Origin of the sequence: Snodgrassella sp. ESL0304 (genome assembly GCF_013344995.1) — a bacterium.
Classification (GTDB): domain Bacteria; phylum Pseudomonadota; class Gammaproteobacteria; order Burkholderiales; family Neisseriaceae; genus Snodgrassella; species Snodgrassella alvi.
This window is the reverse complement of sequence record NZ_JAAEDR010000013.1, coordinates 101499-126586: the sequence shown is the minus strand read 5'-3', so window position 1 is coordinate 126586 and position 25088 is coordinate 101499. Positions and strand designations below refer to the sequence as shown.

The following is a 25088-nucleotide window of genomic DNA, read 5'->3' as shown; positions in this document are numbered from 1 at the left end:
GACAGGCAGCAACTTAAAATGACAAAATGTTTTTTACTGTACATTTGTTGAATCGTTATCCATAGTTTGTGCTGGCAGGTTAAAGCGGTTAAAAATATTTTGGGCAATAATTTTTTGCCCGGTCACAGTAAAATGAATCCCGTCTGAACTGCGGGTTTTAATTTTTTTTCCATCGGTTTGCGTTACCGTATCATAAAATTGATCACCATTACTACCCAGCATTGCGCGGGTATCTACGACATATCCATGATTTTTGCTTACTTCATCGGCTGTAATCTGACGCAGATAAATCATTTGCTCATTCAATTTCTGTTTTCTCATACTTGGCGGAGTCAGCCACAAAACGGTGACCTGATGCTGTCGGGCACTATCCATAATCGTTTTGATGTGGTTGCGGTAAATACTTTCCCATTGAGGAGATGCGAAGCTGACAAATCTGCTGCCGTTATGCGGATCAGGAATATCCCATGGATCATTAGGACCAAGAAACATAACCAGTATTTTGATATGCGGATTATTATCCAGCGTATTTGCAATAGTTTGCGGCCAGTTAAAAAAGCTCGGATAGGTTAATCCGGTACTCTGTTTGCTCAGGTTAATGGTTTTAATACCATAAACATCACTGAGCCATTTTTGCACATGCGGTGCCACTCCCTGCATTAATGAATCACCGGCAAAAAACACTTCATCAGCAGCTATAAGCGTAAAGGCTGCTTTCATATCATTTTCTTTTGCTGCTTTTTTCTGGGCTAACCGATGCTGTTCCTGTGCAAGTTTTAGTTGTTGCTGCAATTTGGCTTTATAGCTGTCCGTATAGGCATAATTATCATTAAAAGCAGTGATGATGCTGAGGTTAGCAGACTTGATATACTGATTAAGCTGGCTGACACCGTTATTAAGTGTTTCGCCGGCATGGCTGCCTGTTTGCCACCATGTCTGCTGTTTCAGGTTCGTTAAAATACTATTGCTGTGGTAAGTTTGCTGATAATAGGCGATGACAGAATTTTGCATCAGCCAAAGTGAAATAGTTGCAGTGATGAGAAAGAATAGTAAAACAAAACGAAATTGTTGTTTATTACTTTTCTTTGGGCGCTCTCTGGTTTCTGTTTCTTCACTTGCAACGACAATAGGTACGGTCGTGATGGTTTTTACACTAACATCTGTTATTTCCCTGAACTGGGAAAACTTTTTTTTACTTCCCTTTTTGCGGTAAGAAGGCACGCGGCGATATTTAGAAATTGGCATAGATAAATCCCGGAATACCAGCCGGCGCACAGATTAATACCAGAACCACTAACAGTAATAAAGGAAGAATCAGACGGTATCGTGGCAAAGAATCCGCGCGCTTGTATAACATATTGGTAAATTTTGCCAGAAATGGATACAGTGTCCATGCCAGCAATAACAAACTAAAAAAATAAAACGGATTGGTACTCAGAGGTACATTAATATTGTTGTAAAGCAATGCGTGTAACAAAAGCATAGCATCGTTAAGTGTAGGTGCGCGGAAAAAAATAAAACAAAAACATACAAAATGTATAGTCACAACTATGCTGACAATTTTAGCTGGCCGGCTACTTTTACTCAAAGCGTCGCGAGCTTTATTCAATTCACAATGACGCAGACGACTGTACAGCCAGTCGCCCAGATTAAGCAAGATCATCCCGGCTGCATGCAATAAGCCCCAGATTAAAAAATGCCAGCCTGTCCCGTGCCAGATTCCGGATAATGCCATCGCTATCAGCAGGTTAAGCTGAGTGCGAGCCATTCCATGTCGGCCGCCGCCCAATGGAATATAAATATAATCCCGTATCCAGGTTGATAAGCTGATGTGCCAGCGCAGCCAGAATTCGCGGATATTGTGTGCCAGTAATGGTGTGCGGAAATTTACCGGAAGGCGAAATCCCAGTAGCAGCCCCATCGCAATCATCAGGTCACTGTAACCGGAAAAATTAAAAAACAGCTGAACAGTATAGCCATATATGGCAGCCAGTATTTCCAGACTATGATATTGCATGGGATTGGCAAATACCGGATCTACCCAGTTGTCGGCAATCCAGCCGGACAGCCACCAGTTTTTCATTAAAGCCATTACAATCAGACACAATGCCAGAGTAGGTGCCAGAATTCTGCGGCGTTGCGGAGTATAGATTTGTGTTGCCATGCCGCAGGGCTGTTTATATATATCCGTTAACCCGCGTGCATCGTAGGCGCGTGCAATCGGGCCTGCAGTAATAGTAGGGAAAAAAGCCAGATGCAGGGCCAGACCCGGTAATGTAAAAACTTTACCGGCAGGCTGATTGTGGCATCGCTCCTGATAAAGCGAAACCAGATAGCTGATGGCCTGAAATGAGTAGTAGGACAGTCCCAGCGGTAATATGATACCCGACAGCCAGTCGGAACTCAGTTTCAAACTTTCCAGGCCATAGCTGACAGAGGTGCGGAAAAAATCAAAATACTTCCATAATGCCAGATTCAGAATAGTGCATATGATTGCAGTTATCAGCCATATTCTGGGTTTAGCGGCATGAACTATTCGTACAGATGTGGCATAAATAAATACCGTAAATAGCAGTAATGCAATTAGTGCCTGTATTTTTCCGCACAAATAAACAATCAGATAACTGGTGCACAGTAAAAGCAGATTTTGCAGTTTCGGTTTGCTGCCCAACAGCCAGTAAAGACAGAAAAAGACAATAAATGAAAGGCCGAATTCAATAGATATAAAACTAAACATGAAACAGATAAACAGTCAGAAAGTAGTGATTGTTAAACCATGCCAAACATAAATAATAAGAAAAGCAACAGTTGAGAATCAGTTAATTCATGTTTATGCTTAAATCCGGATTATTTCCGGCAGCTAATATATGCATACAATATTTGTTTTGTAAAAGCATATAATCAATCAATGATCCGGTATTATGAATAAGCTTACAAAAAATCTCACATTACCAGAATAAACAAGTATTCTCAGTGTGAATGAAAAATACATATTCATAAAATATAAACACTGCAAACCGGAATATGTATTCTTTTCGCTTAATCTGAATTGGCTGTCAATTCTCAAGTCTATTAATGATTCAGTAGCTCACTGAACATGACTTGTACATACAAGTATTTTACCTTGATATGTGAAACAATGTAAGGAAATTAATAAATAAAAATTTATTATTTAAATAATAAACATATTAAAAATATTTACTGCTTTTGCTGATATCAATATTTCTCCGCACGAAGCCAGAGTAAACACCGGCAAAATTTCTGTGTTTTCTGCTATTATCAAATTATGTAAAAAATTTATTGCCGGTATGTATATAAATATTAACTATGGATTCCAGAATGATCTGAGCTGAAATCTGCTGATATTCACATTTGACTTTTACCATATGTCAGGGTTTAACGTATTAAATGGTAGCAGACAATATTTAAAGGAATACTATGCACGACCACGACCACGACCACGACCACGACCATAACCATACACATGAGCATAAACATGATGAAACTCATCATCACCATCATCACCTTGGTGCACATAGTGCAGATAAAAAAGTTTTAAGTATTTCACTGCTGATTATCGGTGCATATATGGTGGTAGAGATTATTGGCGGCTGGTTAACCAATAGTCTGGCACTGCTGTCGGATGCTGGTCATATGTTTTCGGATGCACTGGCACTGGCACTGTCGTTAATCGCATTTCACCTGAGTGAGCGACCGGTAAACGGTCGGCAGACCTTTGGTTATAAACGCTTTGAAATTATTGCGGCGGCAGTAAATGGTCTGGCGCTAATGGTAATTGCAGTCATGATTGTTTATGAAGCCATAGGTCGTTTTGTTAATCCGCCGGATATTGCTACCCGGGGCATGCTGGTTATCAGTACGATTGGTTTACTGGTAAATATTATTATTGCCTGGTATATGCACAGCAGTAGTGAAACAGAACATAATGTAAACATGCGTGGGGCGTTTTTACACGTACTGGGTGATTTACTCGGTTCGGTGGGTGCTATTGCCGCGGCTGTACTGATGATGCTGTTTGGCTGGCGCTGGGCTGACCCGGTAGCAAGTATAGTGGTAGCCTGCCTGATTGCTTACAGTGGAATCGGAATCCTGAAAACCACTTTGCGTATTCTGATGGAAGGCACACCGGATACAATTGAGCTGGAGCAGCTGGGCAGAGTGATTCAGGATATGCCGGGAATTAAAGCAGTACATGATTTACATGCATGGACCATTACCAGCAATATGAATGCTTTATCCTGCCATATTGTTGTTGATGGTACATTAACGATAACGGAAGCAGAGAAACTGGTTAATGAGCTTGCAGAAGTATTGCTCAAACATGATATACATCATGTTACAGTGCAGACAGAAAGCGCAGCACATAAACACAGCAATAATCTTTTATGCTGTATTCCTTCTGTTGCCGGTCAGCATGTTCATTAATACAATATAATCAGATTATCAGACCATATTTCAGGTAGAAAATCATGATTAAAGCTGTGTTATTTGATCTGGACGGTACCCTGGCCGATACGGCGCCAGACTTAGGGATAGCCCTTAATAATGTGCTGAAAAAGCAGAATTTACCGCCTAAAACTATGGCAGAGATTCGTCCGGTTGCCAGCCATGGTGCAGCAGGACTGATTAAACTCGGTACAGGTATGCAGCCTGATAATCCTGCGTTTGCAGCTTTGAGGCAGGATTTTATGGCTGAGTATGAACTGCATTTTACTGATCAGACAGTTTTATTTGGCGGCATCAATGAGTTATTAGAAAAACTGGCCGAACAGAACATAGCCTGGGGGATTATTACCAATAAGCCACATGTTTTTACTGACCGTCTGGTACCAAAACTCGGATGCAGTATTGAACCGGCTGTAATCGTAAGCGGAGATACCACCAGTGCGCCGAAACCCAGTACCGAACCCATGTTCTATGCCTGCCGTCACATTGGCGTAGCTCCCGAAAACTGCCTGTATATCGGTGATGCAGAGCGTGATATGCAGGCAGGACGTAATGCCGGCATGATTACAGTGCTGGCGAACTGGGGATATATCGGTGCAGAAGATAACATATCGCAATGGCCAGCCGATTATATTGTTGAGCAGCCAAAAGAAATTCTTCAGCTATTAAGTAAATAATTTTTTAAACGAACAAGGGGAAAACATGAAAACCATTGGGTTGCTCGGTGGCATGAGCTGGGAAAGTTCTGCTGAATATTACCGCATGATTAATGAACAAGTACGTGAGCGTCTTGGCGGTACGCATTCAGCCCGCAGCATCATGTTATCTGTAGATTTTGCCGAAATCGAAGCTTTGCAGCATCAGGGACGATGGGATGAACTGGCTGAAAATATGTGTACAGCAGCATGTCAGCTGGAGCAGGGCGGAGCACAGTGTATTGTAATTTGTACCAATACCATGCATCGTATGGCTGAACAGGTACAAAATAGTATAACAATACCTTTGCTGCATATCGCTGATGCAACGGCTAAGCAAATTTGTAGCCAGAAACTGCAAAAAGTTGGCTTACTTGGTACCGAATTCACTATGAAGCAGGATTTTTATAAAGGCCGGCTTACAGAAAAATTCGGTTTAGAGGTATTGATTCCTGACGATAAAGATTGTCAGACAGTACATAAAATTATTTATGAAGAGCTGGTATCAGGTATCATACGTGAAGAATCACGCCAGCAGTACCGGCAGATTATCCGGCGTCTGGTTGATAAGGGCGCTCAAGCCATCATTCTTGGCTGTACCGAAATTATGTTACTGGTTTCGCAGGATGACAGTCCGGTACCGGTATTTGATACTACGGCAATTCATGCTACTGCAGCAGTAGACTGGGCTTTAACAGATAAATAATGCAGTTTCCGAAATATAAAAGCGGATAAACTGATAAAACAGATGGCTATCTAACCATCTGTTTTGTTTTTCACACAGATTCAGTTAAACGGTTGCGCAGCCAGCGTGCAGCTGTAGCTATTTCACCGGCACATAAACCTATAGGACCGGTATCATTGGCAGCAAGAATATCTGCCGCAGCACCATGTAACCATACTCCGGCTGATACTGCCTGCTCCGGTGGGATTTGTTGAGCCAGCAAACTGCCGATTATACCGGCTAAGACATCACCGCTACCTGCTGTTGCCAGTCCCGGATTGCCGGTTTCATTTTGCTGTATCTGGCCATGAGGTGAAATAATCAGACTCTGATGACCTTTTAAAACTATCCATGCTGAATATTTTTGCGCCAGCTGGCTTGCGGCCTGATAACGGTTATTCTGAATTTCACTAATACTGCATTGCAGTAAGCGTGCAGCTTCTCCCGGATGCGGCGTTAAAACAACATTTTGATTCTTTTGCCTGCCAGTCAGCAAATTAGGTTGCTGAGCAAGTAAATTCAGTGCATCGGCATCGACTACCATCATATGCTTCTGTTGCAGACATTCAGTCAGTGTTGTCAGTGCTGTAGTTGAAGTACTCAGACCACAGCCAATCACCCATGCGGTAATATCGGAACGGTGTAAAAGCCGCCCAGCGGTATTTAACATAATTTCTGGCTGCTGGCTTAGTATTGGCATTGGTAATGCCGATTGCTGAAAACCAAGCCATACTTTACCGCAGCCACAATGAAGTGCAGCTATTCCGGCCAGAATAATCGAACCGGCCATGCCTTCAGAACCGCCCAGAATACCCAGCGTGCCAAACGTACCCTTATGGCTCTGAGACGGACGCTGCTGACACAATGCAGGAAACTGTCTGTTTGCCTGCCGTTGCCACTGGCTAAGAATATTTTTATCAATCTGAAAACTGTTCATTATCTGTTTCCCGTTATCACTGCTTAGCGCAGTAATTGATCCAGAAGGGCATTTTTAAGCTGCAATTGCTGTTGAGTATCGGCCAGTTGAGGCGCATATACCAGAAAACTGTCTTCTACCCGTTCATCCAGAGTAGTGATTTTGGCAAAGCGAATACTAATATTTAAATCGGATAAAACAGCAGCAATGTTGGCAAGTAAAAAACGCCGGTTTGCTGTAATAATGTGCAGGCTGTACCAGCCGGGATTATCTTCTTCATCAATACTGATTCGCGGTGCAATCGGAATATGACGGCTGCGCCGGCTCAGACTGGCCGGATTGCTCGCAGACATCGGCAATTTACCATTTACAAACTGATTAAGCGCCAGCTCGGTTTTATTCTGAATGGTCAGATAATCATTCGGGTTGAGATTCGACGGAAATTGCAGAATAAAAGTATCCAGAATAAAGTTGTGTTCAGTGATATAGGCGCGGGCTGTCAGAATGTTCATCCCTGCTTCACTGAAAACCGAAGCCAGCTCAGTGAAGAGTTTCGGGCGGTTAGGCATATAAACCATCACCTTCAGGGTATCATTATCTGGTAGCATCTGGCTGTGCGCCTGAGCCTGCTGTTCGTAATTAATAATTTTTGATAAATGCCATAAAATATCCTGCCACTCATGGCGGGCAAAATAAGCCTGACCGAGAATATGCCACAATTGGCGCTGCTGTGATTCGCTGATGTGATATTGATTTAACTCATGCATTGCCTGTTGCCGGCGGTCAAGAATAGTCGTGTGCCGGTTGCTTTGTTTACCATTGAGCTGATGCAGCGTGGCTTTATATAAATTTTCCAGCAAACTGGCTTTCCATGAATTCCAGATTTTCGGATTGGTGCCCCGGATATCTGCTACGGTCAGCAGATATAAAGCAGTGAGCCGTTCAACAGTTTTAACCTGTTTGCTGAATCGGGTAATCACTTCAGGGTCTTGAATATCTTCTTTCTGCGCTGTCATAGACATCAGCAGATGCTGTTCTACCAGCCACGCCAGTAAATCGCTTTCTTCACTATCCAGAAAATGATCTTCGGCAAAGGAGCGGGCATCGGCTACGCCTTTTTGTGCATGGTCACCACCACGGCCTTTGGCAATATCATGAAACAGTGCAGCCATATACAAAATATGTTTGCGTGCAAAAGTATGCATTAATGTTGCGGCAAAAGGCAGTTCATGGCTGTGCTGTTCCATGGCCAGACGCCGCATATTGCGTACCACCATTAAAATATGGTCATCTACCGGATAAATATGAAATAAATCATGTTGCAGCAGACCGACTATTTTTCCCCATGCCGGCAAATACCGGCCGAGCACACCATACAGATTAATAAAGCGCAATAAATGAGTCAGACCCTCTCCGTGTTTGAAGAATCCGGCAAAGCATTCGCGATTTGCCGGATTCTGATAAAACTCTTCATTCACCAGCTGATGTGCAGCCGCCCACCATACACGCAGAGTTTTTGGTGCCAGACCAATTATGTCATTGTGTTCCTGAGCAACACGTAAAATGGTAAATATATGCTCAGGCTGTTGCGAGAAAAGTTCAAGATTATGCACCGCCAGCATATTACCTACCTGATAATAATGCTGATCCAGATTAACCACTACACGCGGCAGAGAAGCGTAGACACGGTCGCGCAGCATAGGTACCAGAATACCACTGAGTTGTTTCACGCCTTTTAGTGCACGATAAAAATCATGCATTAGTTTTTCACTGGCACGGGAATTTGCATCATCGCGATAGCCAAGATTCTGTGCTACCTGAGTTTGTAAATCAAAAATTAATCTGTCTTCAGCCCGTCTGGCAGTCAGATGCAGCTCAATACGGATTCTGGCCAGCTGTTTCTGGCAGCTCAGTAACAGCCTGGCTTCAGTTCGGTTCAGAATAGTATTTTTCATCAGCTGATGAATCTGAGGAGGTAATCCCTGAACTTTTGCCAGCCACAATAAAGTATGAATATCGCGTAAACCACCCTGAGTGGTTTTTACATTGGCTTCCAGCAGACTGGCTTCACCGGCCGCTTTGGTATATCGTTGCCGTTGTTCCAGTATTTTACCTTCGATAAAAGCAGCCACATCCCGCTGTAAATCAAGCTGATGAATCAATTCAGCAGCCAGATCCTGCCGGCCGCATAAATACCGGCTTTCCAGTAAGGCTGAATCACCCGTTAAATCAACCCGGGCACTTTCACATAACTCATTAATTGTTCCCACCTTAGGGGCGGGCTGTAAATGGATATCCCATAATATTTGAACAAAAGCACCAATTTTCTGCTGAATATCGTCATCAATCGGATTTCTACTGACAATAGCAATATCCATATCCGAATACGGATACATTTCGCCGCGTCCGAATCCACCTATTGCCAGCAGACACATTTCTTCTCCGGCAAACAACTCCTGCCACAGTGTGGACAGCACATCAGCAATTACTCCGGTATGCTGGCGAAAATAGACAAACGGATGCCTGCGCTGCCGGTATATTTCTGCCGCTTGTTGTTTGTGCTTGTGCAGCTTGTCCGACAACTGAGTAATAAGTGCTGAAGATGACATAATTAATAGCCGTGTGATTGAGATTGACGATATGCGTTCTGTATCGGGCGAATCTGATTCAGCCTTGCCTGATCGATTGCCTGAGCTATCTGCTGCGGTTCAGCCACTGTCCGGGCAATTGATGCTGCATCAATTGCCATTGCCGCAGACTGTAAATTTAGCCAGTGCTGTTGCTGAGGATATGGCTGATGTTCAAATCTGAGGCGTCCGCGTATATCAGCGAGGCATACACGCAAAATCTGCCTGAATCGATCCGGACGGCGCAATGCATCGGTTTTTTTCAGAATATCCAATGTTGTTTTGGGTTTAAGCTGGCTGACACTATGTAACCTGATATGATATTCACATACCAGTAATGCCAGTTGCGCACAGGCTTTGGGTACCTGCCAGCGCCGGTTTACCGCTTCTACGGGTTTTATTCCGGCATAATCATGTCCGGGGTGGCGTGGTAATTTATCTGCCGGAGTCAGCGCTTTGCCCAGATCATGAGTGAGAGCAGCATAACGTTCTTCCAGTGAATAATCATTTTCAGCAGCATACTGCAAACACAGTAAAGTATGCTCACCGGTATCTATTTCAGGGTGGAAATCAGCGCGTTGCGGTACGCCGAATAACGCATCAACCTCTGGTAAAATTACTTTCAGTGCACCGCAGGCACGTAAAACGTCTATCATCAGCCGCGGATTCTTTTCCATCAGCCCTTTAGCCAGTTCCTGCCATACCCGTTCAGCAACCAAAGCATTTACTTCACCATTATTTACCATCCGGCACATCAGTGCCATAGTTTCATCGGCTACTTTAAATCCATAACGCGCTGCAAAACGGGCAATGCGCAAGATACGTACCGGGTCTTCTGCAAAAGCGGGGCTGACATGTCGTAATATACCGCAGCGTAAATCAGCCAGCCCGTTATACGGATCAATCAGATTACCCGATGCATCTTCGGCCATAGCATTAATGGTTAAATCGCGTCGTTGTAGATCCTGCTCCAGCGTCACATCTGCCGCTGCATGAAAAGTAAAGCCATTGTAACCGGCAGATACTTTACGTTCGGTACGTGCGAGCGCATATTCTTCATGAGTTTGCGGATGCAGAAATACCGGAAAATCCTTGCCTACAGGCTGATACCCGGCTTCCAGCATTTTTTTTGCATCTGCGCCAACCACTACCCAGTCGCGGTCGACCACCGGCCGCTGCAGATACTTATCTCTTACTGCACCACCAACCAAATAAATTTGCATATAAAATATAAAAAAGTATTAACAGAAAACAGATGATTATTGTGCCGCAGTCCAATCAGCTTGTTAACTGGTTTTTTGCAAACATGCAGCTGGCAGTTCCGTCAGCCAGCATTAATAAGCAAACAGCCTTTGGAAAAGAGCAGGCTGAATCCAAATCATCTTAAAGAATATTTAACAGGCAGATAAATATCTGCTGTGCAGAAATATAAAACGCTCTGCTTTAAAACAGAGCGTTTTTAAATAATATTGATATTACATCATCAGAGCCGGAACAATCATAGCCAGCCCGGGAAAAAACGGTACAGTTGCAAAGGCAATAATCAGTAAACGTTTAAACATCATTTCCTGCTGTTTTTCTTCGGTTACACTTACCACCAGAGTACCGGCAATATGAATCGGATTAACGACACTGAGCATAGCTGGTGCCGCACAGGCAGTCAGAATCAAAGAAATTTGCGGAGAATCGCCAAAAATCGTAAATACCATCGGAATCATCAAACTGATAACACCTAAAGTGGAGGACTCCACATTACTCAGGAACGTAGTCAGGTAAGCGAGCATAAACAATAAAGCAATTTTACTGCTGGTCATACTGAGCAGACCTTGCTCTACCGCTTTCATTGTATCTACCTGCATCATGGTGCCGATGAAAACCAGCAGACCACTAATAACCACTACAGCATTCCAAGGGATTTTTTTCACAAAATCTTTACTTTGCTGCGTAAAAAACAGCATCATAATTACTGCCAGCGTCAGAGCAGTCAGACCGACATTGGCTTTAGCAAATATCACTAATATCAGAAAAATCAATACCGCAATAGTAGAACAGATTGCATAAAATGGTTGTAACTGATGGTTATCACCATTTTCCTGTTTAATTGGTTTTAGCAGTACAAAGCCTTTTTCAGGCGCTTTAGAATCAATTGTTTCGACTACTCTTTTATCCTGAAATACAATTTGCAGGGCAATAACCAGCACAAAACTGATTAACATTCCCAGAAACCAGACCAGCCACGGACTATACTCAACATGTGCTTTTTTTGCTGCATCCAGAATCACCTGACCAGTAGGATTAATAGGTGAAAGTGCACCGGTATTGGCACCAATAATTGCTGCCATTTCACAGATGAAAAATAATCTGGGATGCTTTCTGCCTAAAGCAGCAATAACCGGAACCAGCAACGTTATCGATGCCGTAGAAAAGGCACCGGCTGTCGAAATCGCAAATCCGATAAAATAGCCAATCCAAGGAACAATATTAGTACGATGTCCCATTTTTGCGTAAATCTGATCTGTAAACCAGCTTAAGCCACCGCTTTTTTCCAGATGAGCAAAAAGTAAAGACACACCGATTAACAGCGTTACAATGGCTCCGGGAAAATGGCTGAGTACATCTTTGCTGCTCAAGACTGTATTTGTATCAGAACCATCAGCAATTGCAGTTGTCGCCATAACCATTATCGCCGCAGCACTAAAACCTAAAAGACCAATATTGACATGTCGCCAGACTGCCAGAACCAAAATCACAACCAGTAATATAAGCGATAAAATTTGTGGTAAGTTCATAAAGTGTCCTGAATGGTTATTGTTTCAGAATGAATATGCTGAAAATCGCACAATAAATAACATTTGTATTTATTCCGGATTCAGAGAACTCTTCAGCCTGCAGCTAATATACGGATATCATTAAATTGTCATATAATTAGATTTAAAAAATATATATTCTTTATAAAATAATATAAAAAATCACTTTTTATGTAAAGTAAAGTATAAGATATCTTTTTTAATGTTAAATAAAGAAGAATAAATCTGTTAGTCTGAATTCAGATATCTATATATACAGTACTGCCATGAGAATCCTGTAACCGGCCTTAACAGGAGCCAAACGGCAGCATTTAACTTAAAGCTAAAGCATCACTGCCGGCAAAATCATTGTTAATCCCGGAATAATCGGAACAATGAAAAAAGCAATGGTTAGCAGGCGCCTGAACATTGCATCCTGCTGCTTTTCATCGGTATAACTTACCACCAGCGTACCGGCAATATGAATCGGATTAATCACACTGAGTAAAGCCGGTGCTACACAGGCAGCCAGAATCAGCGACATATGCGCTGAACCGCTGAATATCGTAAAAATCATAGGTGTCATCAGACTGATCACACCAATAGTAGAAGATTCAACATTACTCAGACTGGTAGTTAAATACGTAATAATGAATAATAAAATTATCTGATTAGTAGTCATACCGAGTAAACGGTTTTCTAATGCACCCATGGTATGTACCGACATCATCGTACCAATAAACACCAGTAAACCACTGATTACTACCACAGCATTCCAGGGGATATTTCTGGCTAAATTTTTACTATATTCCGGAAACAGTAACAGCAATAATACAGCCAGAGAAATTGCTGTTAATCCCACGTCAGTACCTGCAAATACCACCAGAGTGATAAACAGCAATACAGATAATGTTGAGCAGATTGCATAGGCAGGATTCATTTGTCCTTTATCATTATTATCAATAGCAACCGGTTTCAGTAAAGCCAGACCACGAGCCGGTTTTTTTCCATTCGCACTGTCCTGCATGCGACTAGGACTAAAAATTATTTGCAATACCAATACAGTACTGACACTAACTATTGTGCCCAGTAACCATAACAGCCATCCGTTAAAACTGACCTGGGCATGATTTGCAGAGTCACGAATAACCGTACCTACCGGATTAATCGGAGATAAAGCACCAGTATTGGCGCCCACAATTGCAGCGACTTCACTGATGAAGAATATTTTTGGCATACGTCTGCCTAAAGCCGCAATAACCGGTACCAGTAATGTAATTGTTGCAGTAGAAAAAGCGCCGGCAGTAGAAATAAACAAACTAATCATGTAGCCAACCCACGGAATCAGTAAAGTGTGTTCACCAATTGCCTTATATACTTTATCCGTTAGCCAGCTCAGACTTCCGCTGCGTTCAAAATGACCAAAAAGCAGCGATACACCAATGAGTAAAGTAACAATTGACCCCGGAAAATGCCCGAATACTGATTTAGAAGTCAGTAGCAGTGCCGGGTCTGGTGCTGTCGCTGAACCAGTTACCGTGTAGAACTGTGTTGCTGTAACCATTACTGCGGCTGCACAAAAAACCAGTAAGCCAATATTTACATGCCGCCAGATTGATAATACCAATATCAGTACCAGCAATACCAAAGATAGTATTTGTGGAAAAGTCATAAAGAAATCCGTAACTTATAATTTTATTTAATAAATTAAATATTTAAAATGTTTAAATTTTAATGGATCAGATTAATCATGTACTGTGTTTCTTCATGGATTAATACCTTCGATGTATGTGAACAATATATTATTTTTTCTTTAACTTTATAACTATTATCCATAACAAATATTGTTCTCTATTAATTAGCTTTATCCAGCCAAAATAATAATGATAAAAACAATATTGATGCTTATAGTTAATATAGGTATTAAATATTTGCACAGCCGTAAAATAAAGTAATTTATCAGACAAACTTAAAAATTAAATTTTGATTCAGATAGTATTTGAAACCGGATATTAATATTTATTAATAAAAAACATAAACTAAGCATAAAAATAAAATAAAGTACATCAGTTTCGGTGTTGCATATTTATGCAGAACGTTTATCCGGATTCAGAGCAAAACCAGTTTAGTTTGTCTGTTTTAAGCGGAAATATTGAATCAGAGAATAAAAATAGCTTGATATTCAAAGAAGATTTGATGATTCAGATGGAACTTTGATAAAACAAAATAAACAGATTAATATCAAAGTATTCCATCAATTCGTACTATTGTAAGATTTTTTTCTGAAAAGAGCGGCAAATAATATCAATTGATATAAGGCTGATTTTTCTAATCAAGTAACATGATCAGGATTAAATAAAAGAAAGCTGCCTGATTACATTGATACAAGCTGTAAATATAGTTTATCCGAAAAAATACATATATGTAATCAGACAGCTTAATAGCAGAAAATATTTAATGTTTACCGTCAGGAGTCCTGTTTTTTAATTTCCAGGTATTACCCGGATGCTGGGTTGGAGGTACTTTTTCATGGTCTTTAATCGTGGCAAAATTATCCAGCTCATGACCATGCTGATCAACTTCCTGATAAATCCCGCCATTGGTTCCAGAGTTATCGCCGGGTTTCAGATTGCTCATATACAACTCCTTTTCAATAATTACCGTGAATCTACGGTAGCTTTATTATTCTTTTAAATTTTAAATAATACAAGTACTTAACTATAATTTAATTAGCCAGAATTAAATTAACACAGTAAATTCCATTAAGGTAATGAAAAGTAAATTGCTTAGTGCCAATACTGCCATAATAATGTCGGTTCTGCTTATACCGGATAAAATGAATAAAAAATATAAATTGCTTTAAAATGCCTGAGCTTTTGCTATCCGGTATCTGCATCGTTTTCGGTTACAATACCTGTTTGCAAAGAAAAAAGTAAGGAAGTGTATGACATGCGCTCAGGTGCGTGATTACCTGCAAACGCAAGAATTGAAATTACCAGAGCAGGAAGTCCGGATGGCAATGCTGGTTGCGCAATCTGTACTGGAGCTTGCTCAGGCAGAAATCGACATGTCTGTGCTATGGTATGAAGAAAACGGATTTAGTCTGGCTCGTAAATTCAATTTAAGTCCAGATTCACTATACCAGATTTATCCGGCAGACTTATTTACAGCCAATGAGAACAGTGCATATACCTTGCGCCAGCTATATCTGGCTTTCGATTCAATAGCAAGCCGGCATCATAATGATGTATTTGCTTTATATTTATATGAAGGAAATAATGAAATAGGGGAGTTATGCCGGCTACTGGCACGCGGGTATCATTTTCCCGCTGTAATAAACTGCGATCAGCAGCAGGTAAATCAGTATTTGTTTGCACGTACAGCTTCTACTGGCTGGCTGAACCAGATAAATAATGTACAAATGTGGATTAATGACAGCAGTCTGACAGGAGAACAAAGCGGGGCTTCACAGCTGGCTGTTCCTGTTACCGGTGAAGAAGGGCAAGTACTGGGTGTATTGTTTGCCGCTCATCAGCAGCAAGATGCCATTTCCGATACGGAACTTATCGACTGGATTGCCCTGGCAATGGTAATTACACCACTGATGCATAATTTGCATAACGCTGCCACAACACATACCAAGGGATAAATATTATGTCAAAAATATATCAAAACCAAATACAAGATAATAGTCCTGTACGTTTTATTGCTTCCTGCCGTTTACCAACGCAATGGGGTGAATTTACCATGCACGGATTTGAAGATGTACGCAACAGGCAGGAACACATTGCTCTTACTGTAGGTGATATTTCTACAGGAGAAGATATACTCGGACGAATTCATTCTGAATGTCTTACCGGTGATGCTTTATTTTCCAAACGCTGTGATTGCGGCCCCCAGCTTGAAGCTGCGATGAAAGCAGTACAGGAGGTAGGAAAAGGTGTCATTATTTATTTACGTCAGGAAGGCCGGGGTATAGGCTTACTGAATAAAATCCGGGCTTACAAACTTCAGGATGAAGGGCTGGATACCGTAGAAGCAAATCTTGCTTTAAATTTACCCATCGATGCCCGTGATTTTTCTTTGGCCAAACACATTCTTGATCATCTTGGCATACAGTCTGTACAGTTAATGACCAATAATCCGCAGAAAGTCGATACACTAAAAGCACTGGGTATTCATGTAACTAATCGTGTTCCCTTACATGTCGGACAAAATCCTGAAAACCGGCATTATCTGCATACCAAAATGGAAAAACTCGGACATTTTGCGGATTAATCTGATTAAATGACATCGAGGATGTTCTCCATAATATTTTTGCAATTAGTTAAGTATTATGGATTAAATTTAAAATCTTAGAAAACAGTTACTGTGAAAACTGCAATTGTATGCCGGAAAATGAAATAAAGCCAAAAATTGCAGCTGAACGGTTTCAACAGCTTTAAATATTACATGAATCACAATCTGAATTATTTTTGAATGTAGCATATCATTCTGTTAATACTCTTTGATTCACATCTGGTGATATCACCAAATACAATCAACTCATCAGTATCATTACCCATAAATAAAAAATTATCCCCTGAAATTTTATACAGATAAATTTTCAGGGGATGAGTGTAATGTTTATGCTCAGATGAAGTTTATGAATATTCCTAGCTTAAATAACCAGTCTTAACTTCTCTCCATGATAAACGATTGATGCTGACAGGACACATAACAACTCCCTTAATCTCATATACTTTACCATCATCACCTATGCCTTTAGGTGCTTTTCGTAAACAACTTTTTACAGGGGTTTCACCAAGTTTCTTTTCTTTACCCGAAGCTCCTGAATTTAAATTATCGTATCCATTAGGATTAGTAATAAGTAACCCTACCGCATCATCCATTCTAATACTATTTGCAAGTGGATTGTCTGCATCTATCATAACGTGTGCATCATTTTCCGTTAATGCTCCACCTGTAAGTGCATTAAACTGAGTAAAGTGGGAAACAAGTTTTGTTTTTTCTGTCCGTGACGTGGCTTCACAAGGATCATCTATTTTATCATCTTTGTTAACTGAATATGTTCTTGTCATAACCGTGCCTGTTGTCACTAATTTTTGTATTGATTCTGTTACGCGTTCTCCATCAGTATTCAGGTTAAAATACCAGCCTTTATACCTTGCCGATGAAAAGGGTTTGTTGGTCAAATAACTATAAGTATCAGCATATGTCATAACCTGTTGCAATAACGAATTTTTATTAATTAACGTAGCTGTATGTTCGTTATAATTATCGTATATTCCATATATGGTTTGTTGCTCTAAACTATCACGATCCGATTGATAAATATCACTTCCCGTTCCGAATACAACAACCACTTTATTTTTTGCTAAGGGATCCTGTTTATTTTCCGGAGCTAGGAAAACAGCCGGAGCACTTGTTATAGGTGCATTAGCTGAGAAAATCTTATTTACAGTCCATTTTGCCGGATCCGGACTTCTGAAATCAAATCTATAAACATTTCCTTTGTAATCAGCAGCATATGCAAGATCGGTAACTCCGTCATTATTGATATCCACACCTGTAGGGCTGGATAAACCACCGCCACCGTCACTTTCACCTTCTTTTGCAGCAACCAGTTTTCTTATTAATGTACCTTTTGGATCACCTGTTTTTTGAAAACTCTTTGTGCCTACATCAACACCTAATGCATCATAGATATACAATGCAGATTCATCATCCGAACCTTCTGATGATGTAGCTGTGCCGGAATAGTTATAACCATTACTGATTAAAGCGGTTTCACGAATATGGTCTGTATATGTTGTATCTGATGCATTCGTATCTCTGTTAACCCGGATTCTGGCTATTGCCGGTGTACCAATTGTATAGCCGAACAGATTATCTTCACCGCTTGGTGTCTGAAACAGTGATACACCTTTATACCAACTTCCACTGCCAATATTTTCTGCAGCAATGTTGTTACCACTAACGATATCTTGTCCGCCAATGTTAATGGCAAACGCTCCACGCCCTGCCTGTCCCATTGTAGATACCATAAATATCTGATTTCCGGCTTTTACGTCATCTCTGTCAGCAGTTTCTCTGACTACAATTCCCCCATTTAATAAATATCTGTGAGGATGCAGAGAGTTTTTACCATAATCGTTATTTAGTAAATCTTTGTAATAGTGACCAACTATATCACTGCCATCATAACTGTCCCGTTCAATAGACATTGGCATATAATTAAATTTAAGATCATACGGATGATCCGGGTCATCTGCTGCACGGAAAACGTATACCATTCCATCATTAGCCGAAGTGACGAGATATTTCTGTTTATTAAACTCAGTTCCGCCTGCTGTTACAATAGTATTATCAATAATATCACCCATATTACGGGCATTAGCCGGTCGCTGACGATAATTTAAAGTGAAGCCATCCTGATAAATGTCTTTATCTTCTTTGGCACGGCTCAACCAGGTGAGCAGACCATCAAGCCATTCTCTTTTATTTTTATCAGCATTCGTGCTAATTTCAAATGAGTTATTATCCAGGCCTTGATCTGGTGTCAGATTTGAATATAAATAAGTGGTATTGCCATCATTAATTAATAGCTGTCTGTTAGCAAAAGATGGTTGCACTTTACAATCATTTTTATCAATTGTTTGTCCTTTATCTTTTGAATTTTTATTAGTTAAATCATGTATACAAAGCTGGCTACTCCAGTTTCCGGTTTCAATTCTGGCTGTTATTCCTATATCATTTGTTGATGTGCTCGAAACACCGATACTTGGAGCATTTGTAGTTACGTTAACAGCAGTAGCTTTTACTTCACTTTTAATTTGATCAAAAATAGTTTTAAATGCATCCCTGATTTGCTGTCGAGAATCTGCATTAAAAAAATTACCGTTCGGATAATGGGCAGGTGGAACTGCACCAAGTCTCAGATACTGATAAGCTTTATCTGGATTAGCATCTGGATCTTTACCGTCATCCTCATCGCCCTCCTGTGCTAAAGCAAAACCAATCGTATATGTCTGAGCTGTTTGGAAAAAAGGTTTCTTTGTTAGCGAGTCTATAGAATTCCAAGGTTTGCCTGCTTCATCTGTAGTACGCAATTTAGCTGAGATATTTTTGGTTATACCATTTGCCCCTTTACCTGTTCCATTATAATAATTCTCACTATATATATATGGTCCAAAACCTAAAGGAGTATTAGGATCTTTAGGATCTGTATGAGTAGCCGGATTTGCCAATGTTTTTGAATAAAATCCTAATCGTTCGGTTAAATGATCTGAGTGTTCAAAAAATGCCTTTCTATCATCTTGTGTAGAAAATGATTTATCAAAAAATTCATCCAGGTCTTTATTAGGTTCATCAAAACTTTTATCTGATATGGAGTATTTGTCATTAGTTAAACCATCGCTTAAAAAAACGATATAAGATTTTTGGCAACGGTATTTCAATTGATTCATTACCAGATTTCTGGCGATTACAGGAAATTGTCTTGTACTTGGTGTGCCACCCCCTGTCGGTAATTTTGCTATATATTTAAGCATATCCGCATATTCTTTTGGATTTTCTGTATCATGAAAATAATTTTCCCAATCTTTGGGTGATGTAGAAAAGTTGTTTAAGCGGTGTATTGCAAAATACATGTCATTGTGATAATCGGTAACTATGTCATATAAAATTTCTTTAGCAGGATCAATCCGTCTGTATTTATTACACAAATATCCTTGTTTAGCTTTTTCTCGATATTCTTCATAGGTTAAATCAGATGTCCAGCCTTTTCCATCCTTCCCTTTTTGAGCTTCCCAAGTATCTGTAAATGCTTCTCTTGGGCCTAATTTATAGAGACATTTATATAAATACTTTGTTTTAGATGGATCAGAATTTCTTAGTCTGTAATGCATACTGCCGGAATCATCTATAAATAATAGAACATTAGGCTTTACGCTGTAAGCTTCCTGAGTAATAGATTTTTCCTGAAGTCGTAAAGGTGTATCCGCGAAAGAATTTGCTGTAGCATAAGTATATGGTGCCATAAGAATACCTAAGGCTCCAGTAACAGCTGAAACTAAAACTTTTTTACCTTTAGGAAATCTGGTTTTCCTGTTATTTTTAATCGCAGTATTCATGCTTTACCTTGCTAAGCTGAAAATAGATTTTGGATAGATTCTGGCGAAAATTAAATTTCGCTGAAATCAGCGTACAAATTTTAATGTTAAATTGTTTGATAATATAAGTAAAAATAACCTTTAAGTCAATAAAATTTAAATGTATTTCATTGTGTAATGAAATCTGTGGTTTATATGTATAATGTTTTTCTTAACTGGTTTTATATAATTATTTATATATTAAAAAGTAAAATTTATATAAAAAATATAAATTTATTTGGCTTCATAAAAGGGAATTTTTCTGTTTAAACCGAATTTATTGGTATTTATGTATATTTGTCATAAAAATGCCGGTTAAACTATATAGTTTAACCAGCAAAATAAATTAAAATTAATTAAAAATTGTAATTAATAGTAAGTTTTGTTAAAGATAACCTTCTTTTATTTCACGCCATGAAATCCGGTGAATTATGATCGGACAACGCGGGACATTAATAGTTAATTTATTTCCGTCTGTTGTCGCTGCTATCACGGCGGCACGCGAGCAGTTTTCTACCGGAGGAGATTTTTCAGTTAATGGTTTTTGGGTATATGAGCCGCCTATATCAATATTATTATTGCCTGAAACGGTAAAACCAAAAGGTCCTTCCGTACTCACGCTACTGCCTGCTGGCGCTGCTTCATCAAATACAAAATTCGGATCTGTGCTTTGTAATGCGCCCCCGGTTTTTACATTAAACTGAATTTTACCGGTGGTAACGGAGTTGCGCTGGACGATAGAAGTAATTTTGCACGGATCAGGCAGTTTATTTTCTTTTTCTACATTATAAGTGCGCGATAGGACTGCGCCAGCATAAGAAACAATTACCGGTTTGGATACAATGCGCTCACCGGTGTTTTCTTTGAGATTAAAATACCAGCCTCGATGAACTGCCGGGTTTAGCGGATAATTACTCAGTAAACGGTAATTGCCGGCTTGGATAAATTCTTGTTTTACCAGACTGCTTTTGCTGATTTCGTGCACTTCTTGCTGGCTCAGATCGTCATAAATGCCATATACACTTTGCTGATCTTTATTTGTCAGGTCTGACTGATAAATATCGCTGCCTGTGCCAAAAGTAACAATTGCTGTTGGTATTTCGCTATTTGTATGCTGTGCTCCTTTTGCTTTAAGAAGAAATACCCCGGGTGCTGAAGTGATGGGACCATCAGCAGTAAAGATTTTATACACTTTCCAATTTGACGGATTAGGAGCACGTAAGTCAAACCGATACAAATTACCCTGATAATCACCCGCATAGACAATATCAGCTACGCCGTCTCCGTCTATATCGATAACTGTCGGGCTGGAAAGGCCGCCGCTGCCATTAGGAGCAACCAGTTTGGCGATTAAATCTCCTTTTTTGCTGCCGGTATGAATATAGGCCTGGGTGCCTACATCTATTCCCAGTATGTCGTAAATATATAAAGCTGATTCAGGTGAGGGTTTGGTAGCGATATCCAGAGCCAGAGAGGGGGAGTAGTTATAGCCATTGCTGATAAATGCAGCCTGACGTATATGGTCTGTAATAGATGAATCTGAGGCATTAATATTTGAATTGACCCGCACTCTTGCAATGGCAGGTGAACCGACAGTGTAACCAAACTGATTGTCTTTTCCTTTAGGTGTTTGGAACAGGAAAACATCTTCATACCAGCGAGATGACTGCATGTTGTCTCCGGCTAATGGTCTGCCGGTAATAATGTCGTTTCCGCCGATATTGATGGCAAATGCGCCTCGTCCCGCTTGCCCGAGGGTTGAAACCATAAATATCTGCTGTGGTCGCCCGTTGCTGCCATCTGTTTGCTGTACCGCCATGCCTCCGTTAAGCAGGAAACGATGAGGAAAATTATCATTAACGCCATATTTTTTGCTGGTTAAATCCTTGTAATAGTGAGCAACCAGATCAGAACCGTCATTACTCTGCCTTTCAATCCCCATTGGCATGTAATTAAATTTTAAATCATAAGGAAATTTGGAATTATTACTCGAGCGGAAAACATAGACCATTCCGTCATTAGCTGATGTAATCAGATACCGCTGGCGGTTATTTTCTATATTGCCGGCTGTAAGAATCGGATTATCTATAATATCTCCTAAATCCCGCGTATTCCCGAAGTCTGGCAGCGAGCGACGGGTACGATAATCCAATACAAATTCATTTTTTTTCTGAGTATCAGCAGTAAGTGAACGGTTTAGCCATGCTAGTAAGCCATCGTGCCATTCATTACGATTTTTATTATTGTTGCTGATTTTAAATGTGCTGTTATTAAAGCTGTTAAGGCTTTCGTTAAAGAGATGTGTATATTTACCATCATTAAGCAATAATTGCCGGTTGCTGTATGTAGGCCGCATCGGGCATGAGCTGCTGTTATTTTTGGTATTGATATCGTAAATACAAATCCTGCTGCTCCATGAACCGGTTTCAACCTTGGCGGTAATCGACAGATTACCCAGGTTGGTATTGGAAATGGCTACAGTCGGAGCTGTTGTAGTAGTCTGAATGGTTGATGCGGTCATTTCTCCTTTGATGGTTTTAAATATTTTTTCAAAAGTGCTGATAATTTCATCACGGGAATTTGCGTTAAAGAAACGTCCGTTAGGATTGGTTGTCTCATTGTATTCGCCACTTGGCGTTGCGGCATTTTCCAGATAAGGAATGGCGATTTTGGCTTCGTTTGTATTGCGCTGCCCGAGTCCTACTCCGATGGTGAATGTTTGTGCAGTCTGGCGAAAACGTTTTTTTGTTTTTGGATCAACTTCATTCCATGGCTGACCCGCATCATCAGTTTTTTTTCGCACTGGTGAGGCATTAATGGATTTACCGGTTGAGCTATAGTAATCACTGGTGTAGATGTAGTCACCAAAGTTATAGTTATTGAGCCTGTCTGTATAGTATTTCAGACGCAGTGGTTTATTGGTATTGTGATTGCGGGCAAGAAAATTTAAGCGATCGTTATTAGTTTCAAAATCCCGATCAAAGTAGCTATCGTAGCGTGAATCTGTATTTTTGGTGAAATTTTTATCTGAAATAGAATATGTATTATCAGCTTCACCATCACTTAGCAAAATAATATAAGATTTTTGGCAGCGATATTTCAGTTTGTTTATTACCAGATTGCGCGCAATAACAGGAAACTGGCGTGTAGTGGGGGTGTCGCATGGTGTTTCCAGTTTTTTGATGTTATTTAGCATGCTTTCATAATTGGCCGGATCAGAAGTGTCATAAAATTTATTGAATTTTTTCTGGTCACCGGTGCCGCACATCGGGCGAAATGCAAAGTACATATCTTCATGATATTTTTTGATGATATCTGTCAGTACTTCTTTAACGGAATCAATACGCCGGTAGGTATCACAGCTATATCTGACTTCTGAGGTATTTTTGGGTTTTTTTGTAAATCCGTATTCATAACTACCAAATGGCGGCCATTTGCCCCCTTTACCATCCGGATTGGGAATCCATTTACTCACCCGACATTTATAGGTAATCGGTACGATGTTCATAGACATACTGCCTGAATCATCAATGTAAAAGGTAACATTGGGTTTAACGCTATATGACGAAGTAGTAATGGATTTACTTTGCAGATGCAGCGGAATATCAGCAAAGATATTTGCCGCAGCCAAAGCTGACGGAATAGCAAAAAGATTAAAAAGGCCCAGGACTGTGCGGCACAAAGTTCGACCGGATGTGATGTGTTTTGTTCCGGTAATTTGGAATTTATCTTTTTGTTTTTTCATGGAATTCCTTGTTCAGTAGCTTCTGTTGCTTACTTTTAGTAAATTCTTAGGCAATTAAGCTTTTTATGTGACAGACAGAAAATAAAATATGAATGTGCAGCTGATTGTCAGATAAAATATAAAGATTCAAATAGAGGGTTATATTTAACTTTCCGGTGATAGTTACTCAGGAAAAATCTCTGTCATGTTTCTGATTCAATACCGACGGCATTAATATGCTAAATAACTTATTTAGCAATTTTATGCTATTAAGGTTTAAATCTGAAAAATTAAAATCTGTAGTTTATTTTAGAAGAAGATTGATTAACTTTGATTAGTTTATGCTGATAAGTTAGCGTAAAATTCTTAATTATTGCTCTTTATCTATTTTTATTATTATAAATTGCTATTTAATTTTTTATAAATAATTTTTTATTTTTATTTAATAAATATTTAAAATCATTATTTCAATGTGAATAATTTATTTTAAAATTAATTTTATAGATTTTTAGCAATTTTATTGCTTGGAAGATGATAATAAGTGTTTATTGCTGTAAATATTGTATTTGGTTTTAGATATTTTTTTAATTTTAAGTGAGTATGGGAATATTGTTTAATATAACAAAAGTTCTATATGCCTGAATTTGTTTTGCTGGCATAAAAAACATTATTTTCCACTTTCAATATAGAGATAATAGGGAAAGGAGCAGAATTTTATATATTGAATGTCTGAATTAAACTGAGTATCCAACCCCTGCTATTGGTTAATCAATAACAAGTTTCAAGTACCCTAAAATTTAAATTTAAAAAACAGTAAACTAAAAAAAATGTGCAATATTGCGATAAAAAGGGCTTGCTGTGTTTCTTACTCTGTGATTAAATACGCGCCTCGACAGCACAGGGTGATTAGCTCAGTTGGTAGAGCGTCTGCCTTACAAGCAGAATGTCGGCGGTTCGACTCCGTCATCACCCACCAGTTTTCTGTTTTATGCGTTG

The 25088-nt window shown here is 39.8% G+C and carries 15 protein-coding genes and 1 tRNA gene; 6 read left to right on the top strand and 10 right to left on the bottom strand.

Annotated elements, in window-relative coordinates:
• Positions 1–33 precede the first annotated feature (33 nt).
• Positions 34–1245: an SGNH family hydrolase gene (locus tag GYX91_RS06320; RefSeq protein WP_078475743.1), complete on the bottom strand. Its 1212-nt coding sequence runs from the start codon at positions 1243–1245 to the stop codon at positions 34–36.
• A complete protein-coding gene (locus GYX91_RS06315; RefSeq protein ID WP_084564195.1) occupies positions 1232–2737 on the bottom strand; it encodes an MBOAT family protein in 1506 nt (501 codons plus the stop codon). The genes GYX91_RS06320 and GYX91_RS06315 overlap by 14 nt, the downstream gene beginning before the upstream one ends.
• Before the next feature lie 701 nt (positions 2738–3438).
• Here GYX91_RS06315 and GYX91_RS06310 point away from each other — a divergent pair.
• From GYX91_RS06310 to GYX91_RS06300, 3 genes are read left to right on the top strand one after another with little or no spacing between them, the layout of a single operon-like run.
• Entirely contained in the window at positions 3439–4446 is a 1008-nt protein-coding gene (locus tag GYX91_RS06310; RefSeq protein ID WP_174830261.1) for a cation diffusion facilitator family transporter, read from the top strand.
• 44 nt (positions 4447–4490) lie between these two features.
• Entirely contained in the window at positions 4491–5144 is a 654-nt protein-coding gene (locus GYX91_RS06305; RefSeq protein WP_174830260.1) for an HAD family hydrolase, read from the top strand.
• Positions 5145–5169: 25 nt separating this feature from the next.
• Complete coding sequence (locus GYX91_RS06300) at positions 5170–5868, top strand: aspartate/glutamate racemase family protein (protein WP_174830257.1); 699 nt, start codon at positions 5170–5172, stop codon at positions 5866–5868.
• A 70-nt stretch (positions 5869–5938) separates the two neighbouring features.
• Here the strand turns inward: GYX91_RS06300 and GYX91_RS06295 are convergent, their stop codons facing one another.
• From GYX91_RS06295 to GYX91_RS06270, 6 genes are all read right to left on the bottom strand, one after another.
• The gene (locus tag GYX91_RS06295) at positions 5939–6823 is read right to left on the bottom strand and encodes an NAD(P)H-hydrate dehydratase (RefSeq protein ID WP_174830255.1); all 885 of its coding nucleotides are present in this window, start codon (positions 6821–6823) and stop codon (positions 5939–5941) included.
• A 23-nt stretch (positions 6824–6846) separates the two neighbouring features.
• Entirely contained in the window at positions 6847–9411 is a 2565-nt protein-coding gene (glnD, locus tag GYX91_RS06290) for a [protein-PII] uridylyltransferase (RefSeq protein ID WP_174830253.1), read from the bottom strand.
• A gap of 2 nt (positions 9412–9413) precedes the next feature.
• A complete protein-coding gene (locus tag GYX91_RS06285) occupies positions 9414–10652 on the bottom strand; it encodes a multifunctional CCA addition/repair protein (protein WP_084562578.1) in 1239 nt (412 codons plus the stop codon).
• Positions 10653–10904: 252 nt separating this feature from the next.
• Positions 10905–12218: an SLC13 family permease gene (locus GYX91_RS06280; protein WP_174830251.1), complete on the bottom strand. Its 1314-nt coding sequence runs from the start codon at positions 12216–12218 to the stop codon at positions 10905–10907.
• A 340-nt stretch (positions 12219–12558) separates the two neighbouring features.
• On the bottom strand, positions 12559–13887 hold the full coding sequence (locus tag GYX91_RS06275) for an SLC13 family permease (RefSeq protein WP_174830248.1): 1329 nt from the start codon (positions 13885–13887) through the stop codon (positions 12559–12561).
• A 782-nt stretch (positions 13888–14669) separates the two neighbouring features.
• The gene (locus GYX91_RS06270; RefSeq protein WP_078475752.1) at positions 14670–14852 is read right to left on the bottom strand and encodes a hypothetical protein; all 183 of its coding nucleotides are present in this window, start codon (positions 14850–14852) and stop codon (positions 14670–14672) included.
• Between the two features lie 307 nt (positions 14853–15159).
• On the opposite strand from GYX91_RS06270, the gene GYX91_RS06265 reads away from it, so the two are divergent.
• Both GYX91_RS06265 and ribA read left to right on the top strand, forming a co-directional pair.
• Positions 15160–15864, top strand: a complete 705-nt coding sequence (locus tag GYX91_RS06265; protein WP_174830246.1) for a hypothetical protein — start codon at positions 15160–15162, stop codon at positions 15862–15864.
• 5 nt (positions 15865–15869) lie between these two features.
• Positions 15870–16493 (top strand): GTP cyclohydrolase II, encoded by a 624-nt coding sequence (gene ribA / locus GYX91_RS06260; RefSeq protein ID WP_174830244.1) that lies wholly within the window; start codon positions 15870–15872, stop codon positions 16491–16493.
• A 377-nt stretch (positions 16494–16870) separates the two neighbouring features.
• Here ribA and GYX91_RS06255 read toward each other — a convergent pair whose 3' ends face one another.
• Together GYX91_RS06255 and GYX91_RS06250 are read right to left on the bottom strand one after the other, a co-directional pair.
• Positions 16871–20350: a PilC/PilY family type IV pilus protein gene (locus GYX91_RS06255; RefSeq protein ID WP_174830242.1), complete on the bottom strand. Its 3480-nt coding sequence runs from the start codon at positions 20348–20350 to the stop codon at positions 16871–16873.
• A gap of 403 nt (positions 20351–20753) precedes the next feature.
• Complete coding sequence (locus GYX91_RS06250) at positions 20754–24113, bottom strand: PilC/PilY family type IV pilus protein (RefSeq protein ID WP_174830240.1); 3360 nt, start codon at positions 24111–24113, stop codon at positions 20754–20756.
• Positions 24114–24992: 879 nt separating this feature from the next.
• Here GYX91_RS06250 and GYX91_RS06245 point away from each other — a divergent pair.
• A tRNA-Val gene (locus GYX91_RS06245) sits at positions 24993–25068 on the top strand.
• The last annotated feature ends 20 nt before the right edge of the window (positions 25069–25088 follow it).